This is a genomic window from Streptomyces gamaensis (assembly GCF_042656465.1).
In the GTDB taxonomy this organism is placed as follows: domain Bacteria; phylum Actinomycetota; class Actinomycetes; order Streptomycetales; family Streptomycetaceae; genus Streptomyces; species Streptomyces gamaensis.
The window spans coordinates 230808-249864 of the sequence record NZ_JBHSPB010000006.1 but is presented as its reverse complement, the minus strand read 5'-3'; the positions used below and the strand labels follow the sequence as shown (position 1 = coordinate 249864).

The window sequence follows — 19057 nt, the reverse complement described above, 5'->3', positions numbered from 1 at the left end:
TACGGGCCTTGGCCAAGCTCGAACAGGTCCTCCCCCGCCGGCTGCGCGGCCAGGTCACCGCTCTCCAGGCGTCCGTCGCCGGTATCGCGCGGCCCCCGCGCCGACCCGGCGCTCCTGAGCACCCTGGCCGTCCGTCGTCTGCCGCGACCACGAGATCATCGCCTTCGACTGCACCATCCGCCGGGGCACCACGTCGGCGCGGCGCCTCGAACCCTGCCACCTGGTCGCCTCGGGGCACCTGTGGCACCTGCTGGCCCACGACTGCGACCGAGAGAACTGGCGCGTCTTCCGCCTCGATCGCATCACGGGCTCGTTGCCGACCGGCCGGCGCGTCCCGCCCCGCGAGACACCCGGCGACGACCCCGCCGCCTTCGTCGCCGGCCGGCTCTCGACCGCGCCCACCAGCTACCGCGCGATCACCACCGTCCACGCCTCCGCCGACCACGTCCGCTCCCGTACGACGGGGTCGGCCACCGGCCGGCCCGCCTCAGCCCTCCGTGTGCAGAACGGCGAACACGCCGCGCACCCGCGTACCGTCCAACTGCCGCCACCAGCCGGTGACCTGACCGGCCGCACCCTCCCCATGGGCGTCGGTGCGCAGGACGCGGTGCAGACGCAGCGTCGCGGAGTGCGAGGCGGCCGTGAGCGCGGTCGACCCGTGGTCGTCGGTGACGGCGGAGAAATCCGTCGGAAGCGGGCCGCGTCCGGTGAGGGCAGCGGTGATGTCGGGGTCGGCGGTGTCGCTGACGTTCTGGTCCTGTGCCTGGGCGCGGCCTTCGATCAGGGCGAGCAACCCGGCGACGAACACCGGGTCGTGGCAGCCGTCGTAGGCCCAGCGCTTGCCGAGCACCCCGTGGTCCATGGTCCCGACGAGGGCGTCCTCGGCGCCGTCCAGCGGGGCGCCGCGGTACGTGAGCGGCACAAGGTAGGTGACGGGCTCCGCGCCCGCCGTGTCGGTCATCGCCATGAACTCGATGCCGACCTCGCCCGCCGGGTCGTCCAGCCGGAAGCCGCCCGCCCGCCGCAGCTGCGGGGCGCCGGTGCCGGGGCGGTACCACGGCCGGGACGGCAGCCAGGCGGTGAGCAGTTCGTCCTTGCCGGGGGTGAGGACGGTCTTGTGGATGACAGCCATGCCGTGGGTTCTCTTTCGCCGAGGTTTGCTGAGGTTCGCTGAGGGGTGTTCGACCCCTCATCCTCTCCCGCCGAATGGGCATGTGCCAGAGCGTTTTCGACCGGGGGCAGGTGACTCCTGGTTCAGCCGCCGTTGTCGCCCGTCTCGCCGTCGGACGTCTCCTCCGACATCCCGCTCGCGCGGGCGATGCCCTCGACGGCCTGCTCGTCGCGCCGTCGGCGCGCCTGCTCGGCGTCGATCTTGTCCCGCATGGCGCGCAGCCGTTCCGGGTCGGCGGCGACGTCGGGGGGAACCAGCGACATGACGCCCTTGGCGTGCTCGCCGTCGCCGAGCTGGGCGACGACGTGGTCGGCGCGGTCCTCGTGGCCGGGCTGCATCGCGCCGATCAGGCCCATGAGGTTCAGCAGTTCCTGCCGGAGCTCCGGGGTGAACAACTCCTTCTCGCGGCCGTCGAGTCGCAGCCGTACGGTGCCTCCTCCGACTTCGGCCCACGTACGGATGACCTCCATCAGGAGCTCGTACTGCTCCTGGGGCATCCTGGCCCGGAGCGTGTGGAGATAGAGCGCGTACCGCGCTCGCGCGAACTCCTGCGGGTCCTCCTGTGCGTCAGGCATCGTGGGCCTCCCGGCGGATGTGCGGCGTGCTCCGACCGTACAGCAGGATGCCCGGGAGGGGCGGGGCTCAAGGCCGTTGCGAGGGCGCACTCCCGCCGGAAGCCGCCGCGTGCGCCGGGTCCGCGGCGTTCGCCCGCGAGCGTTCTTGACTCACCCCCTGGCGGCCGCCGGGCCGGCGGCCGCCAGGGGGTGCGGTCGGGGTCGGGGTCAGGGGGTGCGGACGCCCGGGCAGGTCGCGCCGGCGGGCGGGAGTTCGGTGGTGGTGAGGTAGCGGCTGACGGCCTCGGCGGGGCAGGTGCCGCCGACGGTGAGGATGCCGTGTCCGGCGCCCTGGTAGGTCAACAGGCGTGATCCCGGGAGCTGTCGGGAGACGCCGGTGGCCCAGTCATGGCTCGTGGCCGGGTCCAGGGTCGCGTTGACGAGCAGGACGGGCGGCAGGTCCGGTGCGTGCGGGGCGTGTTGGGGGTTGCTCGCCGGGCGGGGCCATCCGGCGCAGCGCGCGGACCATTCCTGGTACCAGGTGTTGCCGCGGGTGTGGGGCGCGGCTTTCCGGCCGGCGGCCCACAGGGCGGCCGACCGGTCGGGGCCGTCCGGTCCGAAGTCCCAGTCGGCGCAGATCAGCGGTGTGGGGCGGCTTTCGGGCACGGGGTCGCCGGGGGTCGGGGGGAGCTCCGGGCGAGGGGCGGGACCGACGGGCCGGTCGTGGACGGTGAGGGAGGTGAGCAAGGAGAACCAGCCGGGCCAGTCCTCTTCGGTCTGGTTGCCCAAATAGGTGCGTTTGAGGAGGGCGTTGACGTCGACGGGGTCGTCGCCGTCCGTCAGGCGTCCTTCTTCCGCGGCGGTGAAGAGCCGGTCCAGGAGTGCGTCGACGTCCTGTCCGTGCAGGGCGCAGGACGTGGTGCGCGCGCACCAGCGGGCAGCTGCGCGGTAGGTGGCCTCCTGCGCCTGTGCTGCGGACGCGATGAGGGACTCGGGGCGCAGACTGTGGTCGACGACGCTGTCGAGGACCATGGTGCGGACGTTCCGGGGGTAGTGCTCGGCGTACATCTGGCCGATGAGGGTGCCGTAGGAGATGCCGTAGAAGTTCAGCTGCGGCTCCTTGAGCAGGACCCGCAGGGCCTCCATGTCCCGGGCGATGCTGACCGCGTCGACGTGGTCGAAGAGTGCGCCGCTGGCCTTCCGGCAGCTGTCGGCGAGGGCCCGGTTGAACCGGACCCGCTCGTCGTGGGCGGTGCGGCTGTCGAGTACGACGGGCATCCGGTCGGCGTGGACGACGAGGTTCTCGCCGCACCGCAGCAGCGTGTCCCGGGTGTCGAACGCCACCAGGTCGAAGCGTTCGCCCAGCGCGGCGAACGGGCCCGCGTCCCAGAGCAGTTGCTGGGCGTGTGCCTCGCCGGGGCCGCCGTAGTTGATGACGAGCGCTCCCAGGCGCCGCCCGGGATCGGAGGCGGGTCTCTTGACCACCGGGAGGTCGACGCGCGCGGCGTCCGTGGTGCTCGTGGTGCCCTGGGTGTCGGCCGCCTGCCAGTCGACGGGCACGGAGAGTGTCGTGCAGAGCAGCCCCGGCTGGTCCGGGCAGTCGGTCCACCGGGCTTCCGCCCCTGCCGCGCCCGGCGGTTGCCGGTCGCGGGGGGCCGCGTGGGCCTGCGTGGCATACGTGACCGTCAGTACGGCCACGACGAGAGCGGCCAGCAGGCGGCGCGTACGCCCCGCCGAAACCGCTATAGCGGATGAATCGTTCATACCGGGCAACTGTAAAGGACTGACGCATGACACGGCGTCACGAGCCGCGCGCCGCCCGTCCCCGCGCGCTCAACAGCCGCCCGGTGACCGGCTGTTCAGCTGGAGCCGGACTTGCTCGCGTTCTCGACGAGCGCCCTGAGGGCCTCCGGGTCGGGGGCCACGGATTCGTCGAGTTTGATGCCCTTGCGGAAGACCATGAAGACGGGGACGGGCCGGGTGCCCGTCTCCCGGACGATGTCGCGCTGTTCGTCGATGTCCACCCGGTAGAAGCCGACGGTGTCGGCGAATTCGGGGGACTCGGCGAGCCGCTCGAAGACCGGGGTGATCGACCGGCACAGGGCGGCCCAGGTCGCGCAGAAGCAGACCACCGCGGCCCTGTCACGCGTGGTGACCTCGGTGAACTCGGCCAAGCCCGTCAGCGGTGTGACAGCCATGCTCGTCGCCCTCCAGGGAGCAGCACTACCGGACCGCACCACCCTTGCACAGCCCGCGCGCGTCCGCACGCGGCGTCAGCCGGTGTTCGGCCGGTCCTCTCGCGCCAGGGCGGGGATGATGCCGCCGGCCAGGACGGTGCGGCGGCGGCCGTCGGAGAGGCGGTGGCGCACGGCGTACGTCTCGTCCTTGGTGGTGTTGCGCAGGCTCAGCCGGGGCTCGGCTCCGGGAGCCAGCGCCGCGTGCAGCCCCTCCAGGCGCAGCCGGTCGCCGGGGTCGATACGGTCGTAGTCGTCCGGGTCGGTGAACTCCAGCGCGAGGACGCCGAAGTTCGCCAGGTTCTGCCAGTGGATACGGGCGTAGGACTTGGCGACGACCGCGCGCAGCCCGAGGTAGCGCGGGGTGATCGCGGCGTGCTCGCGGGAGGATCCCTGGCCGTAGTTCTCGCCGCCGACCACGAAGTGGGCGCCCGGTCCGCCGTCCGTGGCGAGTTCGGCGGCGCGCCGCGGGTAGTGGGGGGCGATGCGGGTGAAGGTGAACTCGGCGAGCTTGGGGATGTTCGACCGGTAGGGCAGCGCGCGGGCCCCGGCCGGGGAGATCTCGTCGGTGGAGACGTTGTCGCCGGTCTTCAGCAGGACGGGTCCTTCCAGGACGTCGGGCAGCGGGTCGAGGTCGGGCAGGCCGGAGATGTTGGGGCCGCGTTCGAGTTCCACCCGGGCCGCCTGCCCGGGCGGCAGGGGCGGCTCCAGCATCGCGGTGTTCACCGACGCGCGGGCCGGCGGTCGCGGCCGGGGGCAGGGGACGTCCTCGCGCCGCGCCCAGTCACGGGGATCGGTGATCTCGCCGGTGAGGGCGGAGGCGGCGGCCGTCTCCGGGGAGCACAGCCAGACCGCGTCGTCCTCGGTGCCGGAGCGGCCGGGGAAGTTGCGCGGGAAGGTGCGCAGGCTGTTGCGGCCGGCGGCCGGGGCCTGTCCCATGCCGATACAGCCCAGGCAGCCGGTCTGGTGGATCCGGGCCCCGGCGGCGATGAGGTCGAAGGTCGCGCCGTCCCGGGTGAGGTCGGCGAGGATCTCGCGGGAGGTGGGGTTGATGTCGAAGCTGACGGCGGGATGCGTCTGCCGCCCTCGCACCATGGCGGCGGCGACGGCGAAGTCGCGCAGGCCCGGGTTGGCGGAGGAGCCGATGACCGCCTGCCCGACGGGCTCGCCCGCGACCTCGCGCACGGGCACCACGTTGCCGGGTGAGGAGGGGCGGGCGATCAGCGGTTCCAGCGCGGACAGGTCGATCTCCTCGTCCAGGTCGTAGACGGCGTCCGGGGCGGCGGACAGCTCCCGGAAGTCGCTCTCGCGGTCCTCGGCGCGCAGGAAGGCGCGTACGGCGTCGTCGGCGGGGAAGACGGAGGTGGTCGCGCCCAGTTCGGCGCCCATGTTGGCGATGACGTGCCGGTCCATGGCGGACAGCCCGGCCAGGCCGGGCCCGTGGTACTCCAGGACGCGGTTGACGGCGCCCTTGACGCCGTGCCGTCGCAGCAGTTCCAGTACGACGTCCTTGGCGCTCACCCAGTCCGGCAGCCGGCCGGTCAGCCGGACGCCCCAGATCTCCGGCATGGTCACGTACAGCGGCCGGCCGGCCATGGCGAGCGCCACTTCCAGACCGCCGGTGCCCAGCGCGAGCATGCCCAGCGACCCGGCGGCGCAGGTGTGCGAGTCGGATCCGGCCAGGGTTCTGCCGGGAACGCCGAAGCGCTGCATGTGGGTGGGGTGGGAGACGCCGTTGCCGGGCTTGGAGTACCAGATGCCGAAGCGGCGGCAGGCGGATCTGAGGAAGGCGTGGTCCTCGGCGTTGCGCTCGTCGGCCTGGAGCAGGTTGTGGTCCACGTACTGCACGCTGACCTCGGTACAGACCCGGTCCAGGCCGAGGGCCTCGAACTCCTGCATCACCAGGGTGCCGGTCGCGTCCTGGGTGAGGGTCTGGTCGATCCGCAGCCCGATCTCCCGGCCCGGCTCCGCCCGGCCGTCGACGAGGTGCTCGGCGATCAGCCGGTGCGACAGCGTGCCGTGCGAGAGCTCGGATTTCTCGCTCATGAGCGTGGGAGTACCCGGGCGGGGCGGGGCCATGCGCGGGCGGCGTGTCCGGTGCGGTGCAGGGGGTGCCGGGGACGGCAGCCGGGCACAGCGCGGGCCGCGCGGCTGCCGGGGTGGGTGCGAGGCCCGCCGGCCGGGTCCTGTGCCCGGGACGGCCGGCGACAGCCCCGTCGGCGGGGCCGCTTTCGCTGCCTGCCCCGCGCCCGCCCGGCCCGTGCGCGCACGAGCAACGCCCCTGGCTGCCAGGAGCGTTCGGCCGTCAGGCGCCCGGCGCGCCCAGCGGTTCGTCCCCCGCGTCCGCGGCCCGGGCCGGTTCGTCGGTCAGTCCCAGGCGCAGGTGCTCGACGTGGTAGAGGGCCTGGTCGAGGAGTTCGGCCACGTGGTTGTCGTAGAGGGCGTAGACGACGGAGCGGCCCTTGCGGGTGCCGGTGACCAGGCCGAGGTTGCGCAGCAGGCGGAGCTGGTGGGAGCAGGCGGACTGCTCCATGCCGACCTCGGCGGCCAGTTCGGTGGCGGGCAGGGGGCCCTCGCGCAGGCGGGCCAGGATCAGCAGCCGGGAGGGGGTGGCCAGCGCCTGGAGGGTGGTGGCCACTGTGGCGGCGCTGTTGGCGTCCAGGCGGCTGCGCGGGACGGCGTTCTTCGCGGGAGCGGCTCCATGACCCATGCACTCATGGTACCGGCCGGAATGAACACATGAATCGATGTTCATGTGTTCCTGTATGGTGGGAGGGTCGGGCCGCGTTCCGGTCGGCCCTGCCCTTCCCTCCCGCATGCGAAGGACCACCGCTGCGATGTCTTCCACCCTGACCCCCACGGCCCCGCCCGGGACCGCCGTCCGCGAGAGCGCCGCCCCCCGGCGCCGTACGAGGATCTTCGCCCTGCCCGAGGCACGCTGGGCGGCGACCGCCCTGGCGCTCTTCCTGCTCGCACTGCCCCTGCACCTGCTGGGCGCCCCCGCGTGGACATGGGGCCCGCTGTACGCGGCGACGTACGTCACCGGCGGCTGGGAACCCGGCTGGGCGGGGCTTCGGGCGCTGCGCGAGAAGACCCTGGACGTGGACCTGCTGATGGTGGTCGCCGCGCTCGGGGCGGCGGCGATCGGCCAGGTCCTGGACGGTGCGCTGCTCATCGTCATCTTCGCGACCTCCGGCGCCCTGGAGGCCGTCGCCACCGCCCGTACCGCCGACTCGGTACGCGGACTGCTCGACCTCGCTCCGGAGACCGCCACCCGGCTGCTCGACGACGGCAGCGAAGAGACCGTGCCCAGCGCCGAGTTGAGGACCGGGGACACGGTGCTCGTCCGGCCCGGGGAGCGGGTCGGCGCGGACGGCCGGGTCGTGTCCGGCGCGAGCGAGGTCGACCAGGCCACCATCACCGGCGAGCCCCTGCCGGTGGCGAAGGAGGCCGGGGACGAGGTGTTCGCCGGCACCCTCAACGGCACCGGCGCGCTGCGGGTCAAGGTCGAACGCGATCCGTCGGACTCGGTGATCGCCCGGATCGTGGCCATGGTCGAGGAGGCGTCCGGCACCAAGGCGCCGACGCAGCTGTTCATCGAGAAGGTCGAACAGCGGTACTCCCTCGGCATGGTGGCCGCCACCGTGGCCCTGTTCGCCCTCCCGCTGCTCTTCGGCGCGGCGCTGCAGCCGACGCTGCTGCGCGCGATGACCTTCATGATCGTGGCGTCCCCGTGCGCCGTGGTACTGGCCACCATGCCGCCACTGCTGTCGGCGATCGCCAACGCCGGACGGCACGGTGTGCTGGTGAAGTCGGCGGTGGTCATGGAGCGGCTCGGGCAGGTGGACCGGGTGGCGCTGGACAAGACCGGCACCCTGACCGAGGGCACCCCACGCGTCACCGACGTCCGTCCCCTGCCCGCCTCGGGACTGGACAAGGACGCGCTGCTGGCCCTGGCCGCAGCGGCCGAGCACCCCAGCGAGCACCCGCTCGCCCGCGCCGTCGTACGTGCCGCCCACGGCCTGGCCGTCCCCGTGGTGGAGGACTTCGCCTCCGCCCCCGGCACCGGTGTCACCGCCACCGTGGAGGGCCGCCGAGTGGCGGTCGGCAGCCCCGCCCGGCTGCTGCGCGGCCGCGCCGAGCACCCCGCCGCCGGGCTCGTGGCACAGCTGGAGGCCGAGGGCCGTACCGCGGTGCTGGTCGAGGTGGACGGCGTACCGGCCGGGGTGCTCGGCATCGCCGACCGGCTGCGCGAGGACGCCGCCGCCACCGTCACCGCCCTGGCCGCCCTCACCGGGACCGGGCCGCTCCTGGTGACCGGCGACAACCCGCGCGCGGCCGCCCGGCTCGCGGACGAGGTGGGCATCACCGACGTACGGGCCGGGCTGCTCCCCCAGGACAAGGTCGCGGCCGTGCGCGAGCTGGAACAGGCGGGCCACAAGGTGCTGGTGGTGGGCGACGGCGTCAACGACGCCCCCGCGCTGGCCGCCGCCCACTCCGGCGTCGCGATGGGCCGTGCCGGCTCCGACCTGGCACTGGAGACCGCCGACGCCGTCGTCGTCCGGGACGAACTCGCCACGATCCCCACGGTCGTCGCGCTCTCCCGCCGGGCCCGCCGGCTGGTCGTGCAGAACCTGGTCATCGCCTCGGTGTTCATCACCGGCCTCGTCGTATGGGACCTCGTCGGCACCCTGCCCCTGCCGCTCGGCGTCGCCGGCCACGAGGGCTCGACCGTCATCGTCGGCCTCAACGGGCTGCGGCTACTGGCGGATTCGGCCTGGCGGCGGGCCCGTACGGGGGGCGGGAGGTAGGGGGCGAACGTCCGCCGACCGGCGATCGGAGCGCCGCCCTCCACCCGGAGCCACCACCGGCACGGGCTGCCCCGATCCGGCGCATCGCGTCTCGGCGGCACGTGCCCGCCGCGCCGGGCCGGGCCGGCTCCCGGACGCGGCGGCGCGAGGCCGTTCGCCGCCGGGTGCGGTGGCGGCAGCCATACGGGCCGCCGAACGTCCGCCGACCGGCGATCGGAGTGCCGCCCTCCACCCGGACCCACCACCGGCACGGGCGGCTCCGGTCCGGGGCATCGCGTCTCGGCGGCTCATGCCCGCCGCTGCCGGGCCGGGCCGACTCCCGGACGCGGCGCCGGTCCCGGGCGCCCCGGCGCAAGGCCGCTCGCCGCCGGATGCGGTGGCGGCAGCCATACGGGCCGCCGAACGTCCGCCGACCGGCGATCGGAGTGCCGCCCTCCACCCGGACCCACCACCAGCACGGGCGGCTCCGGTCCGGGGCATCGCGTCTCGGCGGCTCATGCCCGCCGCTGCCGGGCCGGGCCGACTCCCGGACGCGGCGCCGGTCCCGGGCGCCCCGGCGCAAGGCCGCTCGCCGCCGGGCGCGGTGGCGTCAGCCGTGCGGGCCGCGGACGACAACCACCGGGCAGGGCGCGTGCTGGACGCAGTGCTGGCCGACCGAGCCCAGCAGGGCCTCGGTGAACCCGCCGTGTCCCCGGCTGCCGACCACCAGCAGCGCTGCGCTGCGCGCGTGGCGCAGCAGCACGTCGGGGGCGGTGCCGTGCTCGACGACGGTCCTGACCCGTGCCCCCGGCCGGGTGCCCACGACCTCCTCCACCGTTTCGGTGAGCACCTGGCGGGCGATCTCCTCCGGCTGGAAGTCGCCGGTCGGCGGCAGCCAGCCGAGCGCGCCGACGTACGGCGGGAACTGCCAGGCCATCACGGCGTCGACGGTGGCGCCGGTGAGCCCCGCCTGGCGCAGGGCCCAGCGCAGGGCCTCCTTGGACGAGTCGGAGCCGTCGACTCCGACGACGATGCGCTCGGTCTTCTGCTGCTGTTCGGACACGTGGGCCTCCACGACATGTCAGGGTCCGGCCGCCCCGGTCGTCCCATCGTCGGCCACGCGCCCCCGCCGGGCCCGCAGCCGGGCGCGTCCGCCCGTGTCGGTCACTCCGGGAAGCCGTAGCGGCCCCGCAGGCGGACGAAACACGCGAGGGTCAGGATCTGTTCGCGCTCCAGACCTTCGTCGGTGCGCCGGAAGGCCATCACCTGGTCGTGGCCGCCGGGGCCGATCGGCTGGACCAGCCGGCCGCCGGGGCGCAGTTGCGCGGCCAGGGGTTCGGGGACCTCGGGGAAGGCGGCGGAGACGAGGACGGCGTCGTAGGGGGCGCGGTCGGGAACGCCTTCGCTGCCGTCGCCGACGCGCAGTTCCACCGTGCGGATGCCCTGTCGGGCGAGGTTGTTCCGGGCCTCCTCGGCGAGGTCCGGCCGGATCTCGACGCTCACCACGTCGGCGGCGAGCCGGGCCAGCAGGGCCGTCTGGAACCCCAGACCGGTACCGACTTCCAGGACGTGCTCGTCCCCGGTCAGCCGAAGCCCCTCGATCATCAGGGCGGACAGCGACGGCTGTGTGGTCACCTGTCCGTGACCGATCGGTACGGGTACGTCCTGGTAGGCGACGGTCTCCTGCCCGGCGGGTACGAACGCCGCCCGGGGCGTGGCACGTACGGCGCCGAGCAGACGCTCGTCGCGGATACCGGCGGCCCGGAGGGCACGTGCGAGGTCGTCGGGGGACTGCTGTGCGGTCACGTTCCGCATCCTGCGGGGACGGGCCGGCCTGCGCCAACTCGGCGGCAGGCCCAGGCCGGCGGTGACCGCGCCGAGCGAGCTGATCGACAAGCAGGTGCGGGCTTCTGCGCGCTGGAAGCCCACACGCCGCCCTCCAGCGGCGGGCCGTGGTGTGGCCGGCAGCGGTCCCGGGCGACGATTCCGCGCAGGCCCGGCGCCCGGCCGTCCCCGGCAGAAGGCGGCGGCGCCGAGCGGGCTGATCGACAGCGGGCGTTGGCTTTCCGTGCGCTGGAAGCCCCGCACGACGCCTTCCAGCGCCGGGACGTGGCATGGCCGGCAGCAGTCCCGGGACGATTCCGCGCAGGCCCGGCGCCCGGCCGTCCCCACAGCAGAAGGCGTCGATGTCGACGGCAGCGATCCCGAACCGGCGTCGGCGTTGCGGGCGACACCGCACGGCATCACATGACACCGGATGGCACCACTTGGCGTCTTCCGGTGCCATCCGGTGCCTTCCGGTGCCTCCGCCAGCACATGCACACGCATGACACCCCCATAACTCAGGCCACTCCTTGCCCCTTTCACCAGTTCTCGGCGGCCACCCCGAAGCAAGTCCAACCCCTACACAGGCGCCACCAGACTTGTGCATGGCGCCACCATGGTGCCATCATGGCGCCATGGACCTCACCCCGTATGTCGACACCCTGCGTCGCGAGCTCGCCGTGGCCGCCGAAGCCGGCGGGGAGGATGCCCGCGAGCTGGCCGAGCGGCTCACCGCTCCCCTGGAGTCGGCGACCCGTCTGGCCATGCTCCATGTGCTCTCCGCCGCGATGGACGAGATCACCCGCGAGCTGGCCCCCGGCTCGGTCGACGTACGGCTGCGCGGGCTCGACCCCGACTTCGTGGTGACGCCGCCGCCCGCCGAGGGCGGCGCCCCCGCGGAGCCGGCCGCGCCCGTCGAACCGCTGCGAGCCCCGGCCCCGGCCGACGGTGACGAGGGCGGCACCGCCCGCGTCAACCTGCGTCTGCCGGCCCACCTCAAGGCCCGCGCCGAGGAGGCCGCGGCCCGCGAGGGCCTGTCGGTCAACGCGTGGCTGGTGCGCGCCGTGTCGGCCGCGGTCGACGGCGGCACCCGGCCGCGTACGCCGGAGCGGGCCCGGAGCGTCGGGCAGAGCTTCACGGGCTGGGTGCGCTAGCCGCGCCCGGTCCCGCACAGAGCCACAGCACCCACCACGTCCCACTTGCGGGGACGACCCAAGGACTGATGAGGACGGTACAGCCATGCCTTCTTTCGACACTCCCGAACCGATTTCGGTCACCGCCTATGTGTACGCCGGTTCCATCCGGTTCACCGCGGACGACCGCTGCGACACCGTCGTCGACGTGCGGCCCCGCGATCCGAGGAAGGACCAGGACGTACGGACGGCCGAGCAGACCGAAGTCGCCTACGTGGGCGGCATCCTGACCGTCACCACGCCCAAGGCCAGTCTGCTCGGGCGCGGCGGCACCGTCGACGTGACGGTCGGGCTGCCCACGGGTTCGCGCGTCGACATGACCGGCGCCGGGGTCAGTGTGCTCGGCGACGGCCGGCTCGGCGAGGTCCGGGTGAAGACCTCGGCCGGTGACGCCCGCCTCGGCACCACCGGTCCGCTGAAGCTGACCGTGTCGCACGGCTCGGTCACCGTGGACCGGGTCGAGGGCATGGCCGAGATCACCAGCAGCACCGGAAACGTGCGCGTCGGCACCGTCGACGGCCCCGCCGTTCTGAAGAACTCGAACGGCACCACGGCCGTCGGCACCGTGACCGGCGAGCTGCGGGTGCACGGCGCCAACGGCGGCATCGACATCGCGCGCGCCGAGGCGTCGGTCACCGGCACCACGACCAACGGCCACCTCCGCATCGCCGAAGTCGCCAGTGGCAGCGTCCAGTTGGAGACCTCCAACGGATCCATCGAGATCGGTGTCCGCGAGGGCACCGTCGCCTGGCTCGACGTCAGCTCCAACCGGGGGCAGGTGCGCAACACGCTCGCCGCGTCCGAGGCCCCGGAGCGGACCGAGGACACCGTCACGGTCCGCGCGCGTACCAACTGGGGGAACATCGACATCCTCCGCGCCAAGGCCTGAGCGCCGGGCCCGCCGGCTCGCCCACACCCCAGCCACCCAGCCACTTCAGCCACTTCAGCCTTCGAACAGGAGGGCTCCATGCCCTTGTCTGTCATGCCCACGCCATCACAGGCGGATCCGCGGTCGCCCGCCGCCGTCTCCGCCGTCGGTCTGCGCAAGTCGTACGGCGACAAGACCGTCCTCGACGGCATCGACCTGCGCATCCCGGCCGGCTCGGTCTTCGCGCTGCTCGGGCCGAACGGCGCCGGCAAGACCACCACGGTGCAGATCCTGTCCACCCTCGTCGCCGCCGACGGCGGGCAGGCTCAGGTCGCGGGCCACGACGTCGCCACGGCACCGGACGGGGTGCGCGCCGCGATCGGTGTCACCGGGCAGTTCGCCGCGCTCGACGACCTGCTCACCGCCGAGGAGAACCTGCTCCTCATGGCCGACCTGCTGCGTCTGACCAAGCGTGAAGGGCGTCTCCGCGCACAGGAGTTGCTTCAGCGGTTCGGCATCGCGGACGTCGCGCACAAGCGGGCCGCGACCTTCTCCGGCGGTATGCGGCGCCGCCTCGACATCGCCATGACGCTCGTCGGCGACCCACGGGTGATCTTCCTGGACGAGCCGACGACCGGGCTCGATCCGCGCAGCCGCCGCACCATGTGGGACACGGTGCGCTCCCTGGTCGCGGGCGGCACCACCGTCTTCCTCACCACGCAATACCTGGAGGAGGCGGACCAGTTGGCCGACCGGATCGCCGTGCTCGACGGCGGCCGGATCGTCGCCGAGGGCACCGCCGACGAGCTGAAGGCGCGGATCCCCGGCAGCCACGTACGGCTGCGGTTCACCGACTCCGCCGAGTACGTGCACGCGGCGGCCGCCTTCCCCGGCGCGGCCCGGGACGACGAGAACCTCGCCCTGCGCGTGGCGGGCGACGGCGGTATCGACGCGCTGCGCGCCCTGCTCGACCGGCTCGACGCCGCCGGCGTCCGGGCCGCCGGCTTCTCCGTGCACACCCCCGACCTGGACGACGTGTTCCTCGCCCTGACCGGCGAGGGCACCGCCGCCGGCCCGCTTCCCGTCGAGGAGACCCTGCGATGAGCACCCTCGCCCACGCCGCGCACGACTCGGTGACGATGCTGCGGCGCAACCTCAAGCACGCGATCCGCTATCCGTCCGTGGGATTCGGCAGCGCCATGACGCCGATCCTGATGCTGCTGCTGTTCGTGTACGCCTTCGGGGACTCGATCGGCGCCGGGCTCCCGGGGGGCGGCGGCCGGGACGCGTACGTGAACTATCTGACGCCCGGCGTCATCGTCATGGGCGTGGCCGCCGGCTCGATGTCGACCTCGATCGCAATCTGTTCCGACATGACCGAGGGCATCGTCAACCGCTTCCGGACCATGAACATCACGCGTTCGTCGTTCATGACGGGGCATGTCGTCGGCAGCGTCATCCAGACGATGGTGTGCGCCGTGCTGGTCGTGGGTGTCGCGCTCGCCGTCGGCTTCCGCTCCGGGGCGAGCCCGCTGGAGTGGCTGGCGGCGGCCGGTCTCCTCACGGCCGTCGCGTTCGCGGTGACCTGGCTGTCGGCAGCCCTCGGCCTGATCTCCAAGACGGTCGAGTCCGCGAGCAACAAACCGCTGCTCGTCCAGTTCCTGCCGTTCCTCGGCTCGGCGTTCGTGCCGGCCGGCTCGATGTCACCGGGCCTGCGCTGGTTCGCCGAGAACCAGCCGTTCACACCGATGACGGAGACGCTGCGCGGGCTGCTGACCGGCACGGAGATCGGCGACAACGGCTGGATCTCGCTCTCCTGGTGCGCCGGCATCGCCCTGGCCGGCTACCTCTGGTCACGCTCGCTGTTCAACAGCACCACCAAACGCTGAGAGCCGGGCGAGGCACCACCCCGGGGCCGGCGCCCCGGGGTGCGCCGTGCCCGCTCGCGCACGAGAATCCAAGGCACGGGAACAGTGCCCCCGCGCACCCCGGCCGGCAGGAGGTGGAACCGTGGTACGACCGGTGGCCGTCGGAGTCGACGGCTCCGCCGAGAGCCTGGTCGCCGCCGCCTGGGCCGGCCGGGAAGCGGTGCTGCGCGCGCTGCCGCTGCGGATCGTGCACGCCCTGGAACAGCGGGGCGGCGGGCCGCACTTCGCGGCGGAGGTCCCGGACGGGCGGGACTGGGCGGAGAGCCGGATCGAGGCCGCGGCCGAGGAGATCCTGGAGGCCCATCCGCGGCTGAGGATCACCGTCGACCGGATCGCCGAGCCGCCCGCGCAGGCCCTCGGCGAGGCCGCCCGGGAAGCGGAACTGCTGGCTGTCGGCTCCCGTGGCCTCGCACCCCTCCAGGGTTTCCTCCTCGGACCCGTGAGCCTGGCCGTCCTCGCGTACGCCCTGCGGCCCGTCGTCGTGGTCCACGAACCCGAGTCGCTGCCCGGGCCGGGCGACGTCAGCCCCGTCACCGTCGGCCTGGGCCACCACGAGGCCTACGGGCAGCTCCTCGCCTTCGCCTTCGAGGCCGCCGCCGTCCGGGGCACGATGCTGCGCGTCGTCCAGACCGACGAGCCGGAACCCTCCGGGGAGCGGCCGCCGCACGACGCCGACGCGCTGGCCCGGTCCCTGGCCCCCTGGCGCAGACGGTGGCCGACCGTCGAGATCGAGGAGTGGCTGTCCTCCGGCTCCCCGGCCCAACGGCTGGTGGCGGCAGCCGACGACGCCCAGCTGCTGGTGGTCGGCCGCCGCGAGCACCGGCCCGTCCCCAGCGCGCTCATCGGCGCGGTGACCCACGGAGTGCTGCACCACGCGCGCTGCCCTGTGGCCGTGGTCCCCCACGGCTGAGCCGGCGCGCGCCCCGGACCCCGTACGCGGGAACGGCCGGCCCATCTCCTCGACGAGACCGACGAGACCGACGAGACCGGTCAACGTCCCGGCGACGCCCCGGACTTCGCCGCGTTCCCGGTGCGCGCGGGCACCGCATCCGTCGTCCGGTGAGCGCGCCCTCAGGGCGCCGTGTCGCGTCCGTCGCGGGGCCCGAAGGCTTCGAGGGCGTCGGTGTCCGTGGCGCGGGCGCGCAGGAAGCAGTCGGCCCAGCCGGCGATTGCGGGGTAGGAGGAGTCGCGGACGAGCCGGGCGACGGCGGCGTCGGTGTCGAAGTCGGTGGTGCGCAGTTCGACGCCGGGGCCCAGGAGGGCCCAGTGGGCGCCGGCGCGTCTGTAGGGCATGCCGACGCTGCCGGGGTTGACCACGAGGCGGCCGTGGGCGAGGCGGACGTACGGCATGTGCGTGTGCCCGCACACCACGGTGCGGACGCCGGGGCCGAGCCCGCCGAGGACCTCCTGCCAGCGGTCGGGGCGTGAATCGACCAGGACGACCTCCTCGTCGTCCCGGGGCGTGGCGTGGCAGAACAGGACGTCGCCGAGGCCGCGCACGGGCAGGGAGCGGGTGTGCGGCAGCCCGGCGAGTAGGGCGAGGTGGTCGTCGCGGAGCTGTCGCGCGGCCCAGGGGGCGATGGGGTCGGGGAGGTCGCCCCGGTGGCCGCGGCGGTGTGCGAGGAGTTCGCGGTCGGCGTTGCCGCGGAGCCACACGGCGCGGTCGCCGAGTCCGGTGAGCAGGTCGAGGACTTCGGCGGGCTGCGGGCCGGCGGTGAGGTCGCCGGTGAGCACGATGCGGTCGGCGGCCTGTAGGTCCGGCTCGGCGAGCACGGCTTCCAGGGCGGGCAGGACCCCGTGGATGTCGGACAGGACGGCTACGCGGTTCGGCATGCCCACCACCGTGCGCCCTCGTCCCGCCCCCTGGACCACGAATTGCAGAATTCTTCAATTCACTACATGATGCATTGGTCGTGTTCGCAAACAGCGGACGCGATCACGTGGGTGCGCCCCGCGCCGGCGGGGCCGGGCGACGAAGAGATCGAGGTAGTCGGTGTCGGTTCCGCTGTATCAGGCGAAGGCCGAGTTCTTCCGGATGCTGGGGCATCCGGCCCGTATCCGGGTGCTGGAGCTCCTGCAGGACGGGCCCATGCCCGTACGGGATCTGCTGGCGGCGATGGAGATCGAGCCGTCGGCGCTGTCCCAGCAGCTGGCGGTGCTGCGCCGGTCCGGGATCGTCACGGCCACGCGCACCGGGTCGACCGTGGTCTACGAGCTCGCCGGCGGGGACGTGGCCGAGCTGATGCGCGCCGCGCGGCGGATCCTCACGCACATGCTGCACGGGCAGCACGAGCTGCTGGAGGAGCTGCGGGAAGCCGAGGTCGGCGCCGAGTGAGCACGTTGGCTGTCCGGGCGTGGTCCCGGGTGCGTACGCTCCTGCCCGGCCGCGACGACCTCACGGCGGCGCGCCGCGACCCCAAGCGTGATCTGCTCGCGGGTCTGACCGTGGCGATCGTGGCGCTGCCGCTCGCGCTGGGCTTCGGCGTCTCCTCCGGTCTCGGTGCCGAGGCCGGGCTGGCCACCGCCGTGGTGGCCGGCGCGCTGGCGGCGGTCTTCGGTGGTTCGAATCTTCAGGTGTCGGGCCCGACCGGGGCGATGACGGTCGTACTGGTGCCGATCGTCGCCCAGTACGGGCCCGGCGGTGTGCTGACGGTCGGGCTGATCGCCGGGCTGATGCTCGTGGCGCTCGCGTTCGCCCGTGCCGGGCGGTACATGAGCTATGTCCCGGCCCCCGTCGTCGAAGGGTTCACGCTCGGCATCGCCGGGGTGATCGGCCTGCAGCAGGTCCCGAACGCGCTCGGGGTCGACAAGCCCGAGGGCGACAAGGTCCTGGTGGTGACCTGGCGGGCGGTCGAGGAGTTCGTCAAGGCCCCGAACTGGACGGCCGTCGCCCTCGCCGGCGCCGTGGCCGCGGTCATGCTGCTGGGCGCGCGCTGGCGGCCCGCCATCCCCTTCTCGATCGTCGCCGTGATCGGCGCGACCGTCGCCGCCCAGGTCCTCCACCTGGACGCGGCCAAGCCGATCGGTGACCTGCCCGCCGGGCTGCCCGCTCCCTCGCTGGCCTTCCTCGACCCGGGCGCGCTGGGGTCGCTGCTGGCCCCGGCGGTCGCGGTGGCGGCGCTCGCCGCGCTGGAGTCGCTGCTGTCGGCGTCCGTCGCGGACGGCATGACGGTGGGTCAGAAGCACGATCCGGACCGGGAGTTGTTCGGGCAGGGCCTGGCGAACATCGCCGCGCCGCTGTTCGGCGGGGTCCCGGCGACGGGCGCGATAGCGCGGACGGCCGTCAACGTCCGTACGGGCGCGGGTTCCCGGCTGGCCGCGCTCACGCACGCCGCCGTGCTCGCGGCCATCGTCTTCGCCGCCGCCCCGCTGGTCTCCCGGATCCCGCTGGCCGCCCTGGCCGGTGTGCTGATCGCGACGGCCGTGCGCATGGTCGAGGTCGGCTCGCTGCGGGCGATGGCCCGGTCGACCCGCTCCGACGCGGTCGTCCTGATCCTGACCGCTGTCGCGACCCTGGCCCTGGACCTGGTCTACGCGGTCCTCATCGGCCTGGTGGTGGCGGGCGCGCTCGCGCTGCGCGCGGTGGCGAAGCAGGCGCGGCTGGACCAGATCCCCCTGAAGGCCGACCTGTCGGGCGAGCACAGCGCCGAGGAGCACGCCCTGCTCGCGGAACACATCGTGGCGTACCGCGTCGACGGGCCGCTGTTCTTCGCGGCCGCGCACCGCTTCCTGCTGGAGCTCTCGGAGGTCGCCGACGTGCGCGTGGTGATCCTGCGCATGTCGCGGGTGTCCACGATCGACGCGACCGGCGCCCTGGTCCTCAAGGACGCCGTGGCCAAGCTGCACCGCCGCGGCATATCCGTGATGGCCTCGGGCATACGCGCCGAGCAGCGCCAGGTCCTGGACTCCCTCGGCGTGCTGGAACTGCTGCGGTACGAGGGGCGCGAGTTCGCCTCCACACCCGAGGCCATCGCGGCCGCCCGCGCGCATCTGCACGGTGCCGGGGTGCTGTCCGTCCCCGCGCAGAAGACCACCACGACCAGCGAGGAGCCGGCCCTGTGACCGCTTCCCGGGCGCCCCGGCGCATGATCGACGTCTCCGGGGAGGAGGCCTGGTACCTGCTCGGCGGCGCCTCCCAGGGGCGGATGCTCTACGAGCAGCGCGACGCCCTCGCGGTGCGGCCCGCCTGTCACGTTCTGGAGTACGGGCGGCTGATCGTGCGTACTCCGGCGCCGGGGGCCGCGCTCTCGGGGCGGGTCCACGTCACGTACCACTGCGACCAGCTCCACCCGGCGACGGGTACGGGCTGGGCGGTGACCGCCGCCGGCCCGGCCGAGCCCGTCACCGACCCCGACGAGGCCGCCCACTACCGGCGCACCCTGTCCGGCTGGGCGCACGGCCCGCACGACACGCTCCTGCGGATCCGCCCGCAGAGCATCACGGGGTTCCGCTTCACGCACGCCTCGTGAGGTGGGAACAGAAGTGAGCGGTGCGG

At 73.8% G+C, this 19057-nt stretch carries 18 protein-coding genes and 1 pseudogene; 10 read left to right on the top strand and 9 right to left on the bottom strand.

Going from position 1 to position 19057, the window contains the following annotated elements; genetic code table 11:
* Positions 1-154 precede the first annotated feature (154 nt).
* A pseudogene (locus ACFP1Z_RS33745) lies at positions 155-247 on the top strand (hypothetical protein); the annotation flags it as partial.
* A 240-nt stretch (positions 248-487) separates the two neighbouring features.
* On the opposite strand, the gene ACFP1Z_RS12310 reads toward ACFP1Z_RS33745, so the two are convergent.
* The 6 genes from ACFP1Z_RS12310 to ACFP1Z_RS12285 form a co-directional block, all read right to left on the bottom strand.
* Entirely contained in the window at positions 488-1132 is a 645-nt protein-coding gene (locus ACFP1Z_RS12310) for a maltokinase N-terminal cap-like domain-containing protein (RefSeq protein ID WP_390316147.1), read from the bottom strand.
* Positions 1133-1254: 122 nt separating this feature from the next.
* Positions 1255-1746, bottom strand: a complete 492-nt coding sequence (locus tag ACFP1Z_RS12305; protein ID WP_390316145.1) for a hypothetical protein — start codon at positions 1744-1746, stop codon at positions 1255-1257.
* A 207-nt stretch (positions 1747-1953) separates the two neighbouring features.
* Positions 1954-3489 (bottom strand): alpha/beta hydrolase, encoded by a 1536-nt coding sequence (locus ACFP1Z_RS12300; RefSeq protein ID WP_390316143.1) that lies wholly within the window; start codon positions 3487-3489, stop codon positions 1954-1956.
* Positions 3490-3584: 95 nt separating this feature from the next.
* Positions 3585-3923, bottom strand: a complete 339-nt coding sequence (locus ACFP1Z_RS12295; RefSeq protein ID WP_390316142.1) for a thioredoxin family protein — start codon at positions 3921-3923, stop codon at positions 3585-3587.
* Positions 3924-3998: 75 nt separating this feature from the next.
* Entirely contained in the window at positions 3999-6005 is a 2007-nt protein-coding gene (locus tag ACFP1Z_RS12290) for an aconitate hydratase (protein ID WP_390316141.1), read from the bottom strand.
* A 259-nt stretch (positions 6006-6264) separates the two neighbouring features.
* The gene (locus ACFP1Z_RS12285; protein ID WP_390316140.1) at positions 6265-6669 is read right to left on the bottom strand and encodes an ArsR/SmtB family transcription factor; all 405 of its coding nucleotides are present in this window, start codon (positions 6667-6669) and stop codon (positions 6265-6267) included.
* A 127-nt stretch (positions 6670-6796) separates the two neighbouring features.
* Here ACFP1Z_RS12285 and ACFP1Z_RS12280 point away from each other — a divergent pair, with 127 nt between their 5' ends.
* Positions 6797-8770 (top strand): heavy metal translocating P-type ATPase, encoded by a 1974-nt coding sequence (locus tag ACFP1Z_RS12280; RefSeq protein WP_390316139.1) that lies wholly within the window; start codon positions 6797-6799, stop codon positions 8768-8770.
* A 589-nt stretch (positions 8771-9359) separates the two neighbouring features.
* Here ACFP1Z_RS12280 and ACFP1Z_RS12275 read toward each other — a convergent pair.
* Together ACFP1Z_RS12275 and ACFP1Z_RS12270 are read right to left on the bottom strand one after the other, a co-directional pair.
* Entirely contained in the window at positions 9360-9812 is a 453-nt protein-coding gene (locus tag ACFP1Z_RS12275; RefSeq protein ID WP_390316138.1) for a universal stress protein, read from the bottom strand.
* A 101-nt stretch (positions 9813-9913) separates the two neighbouring features.
* Positions 9914-10564, bottom strand: coding sequence for a protein-L-isoaspartate(D-aspartate) O-methyltransferase (locus ACFP1Z_RS12270; protein ID WP_390316308.1), 651 nt, complete (start codon positions 10562-10564; stop codon positions 9914-9916).
* 644 nt (positions 10565-11208) lie between these two features.
* On the opposite strand from ACFP1Z_RS12270, the gene ACFP1Z_RS12265 reads away from it, so the two are divergent.
* The 5 genes from ACFP1Z_RS12265 to ACFP1Z_RS12245 all read left to right on the top strand — a co-directional run bounded on the left by ACFP1Z_RS12265 (position 11209) and on the right by ACFP1Z_RS12245 (position 15472).
* Positions 11209-11727, top strand: coding sequence for a toxin-antitoxin system HicB family antitoxin (locus tag ACFP1Z_RS12265; protein WP_390316137.1), 519 nt, complete (start codon positions 11209-11211; stop codon positions 11725-11727).
* An 85-nt stretch (positions 11728-11812) separates the two neighbouring features.
* Positions 11813-12655, top strand: a complete 843-nt coding sequence (locus ACFP1Z_RS12260) for a DUF4097 family beta strand repeat-containing protein (RefSeq protein ID WP_390316136.1) — start codon at positions 11813-11815, stop codon at positions 12653-12655.
* Between the two features lie 78 nt (positions 12656-12733).
* Complete coding sequence (locus ACFP1Z_RS12255) at positions 12734-13738, top strand: ATP-binding cassette domain-containing protein (RefSeq protein ID WP_390316135.1); 1005 nt, start codon at positions 12734-12736, stop codon at positions 13736-13738.
* Entirely contained in the window at positions 13735-14523 is a 789-nt protein-coding gene (locus ACFP1Z_RS12250) for an ABC transporter permease (RefSeq protein WP_390316134.1), read from the top strand. Before ACFP1Z_RS12255 ends, ACFP1Z_RS12250 begins: the two co-directional genes overlap by 4 nt.
* A gap of 121 nt (positions 14524-14644) precedes the next feature.
* A complete protein-coding gene (locus ACFP1Z_RS12245; RefSeq protein ID WP_390316133.1) occupies positions 14645-15472 on the top strand; it encodes a universal stress protein in 828 nt (275 codons plus the stop codon).
* A gap of 161 nt (positions 15473-15633) precedes the next feature.
* Here ACFP1Z_RS12245 and ACFP1Z_RS12240 read toward each other — a convergent pair whose 3' ends face one another.
* Complete coding sequence (locus tag ACFP1Z_RS12240; RefSeq protein ID WP_390316132.1) at positions 15634-16395, bottom strand: metallophosphoesterase family protein; 762 nt, start codon at positions 16393-16395, stop codon at positions 15634-15636.
* Positions 16396-16555: 160 nt separating this feature from the next.
* Here ACFP1Z_RS12240 and ACFP1Z_RS12235 point away from each other — a divergent pair, with 160 nt between their 5' ends.
* From ACFP1Z_RS12235 to ACFP1Z_RS12225, 3 genes are read left to right on the top strand one after another with little or no spacing between them, the layout of a single operon-like run.
* Positions 16556-16897 (top strand): ArsR/SmtB family transcription factor, encoded by a 342-nt coding sequence (locus ACFP1Z_RS12235; protein WP_390316131.1) that lies wholly within the window; start codon positions 16556-16558, stop codon positions 16895-16897.
* The gene (locus ACFP1Z_RS12230; protein ID WP_390316130.1) at positions 16894-18624 is read left to right on the top strand and encodes a SulP family inorganic anion transporter; all 1731 of its coding nucleotides are present in this window, start codon (positions 16894-16896) and stop codon (positions 18622-18624) included. Before ACFP1Z_RS12235 ends, ACFP1Z_RS12230 begins: the two co-directional genes overlap by 4 nt.
* Positions 18621-19031: a pyridoxamine 5'-phosphate oxidase family protein gene (locus ACFP1Z_RS12225; RefSeq protein ID WP_390316129.1), complete on the top strand. Its 411-nt coding sequence runs from the start codon at positions 18621-18623 to the stop codon at positions 19029-19031. Before ACFP1Z_RS12230 ends, ACFP1Z_RS12225 begins: the two co-directional genes overlap by 4 nt.
* The last annotated feature ends 26 nt before the right edge of the window (positions 19032-19057 follow it).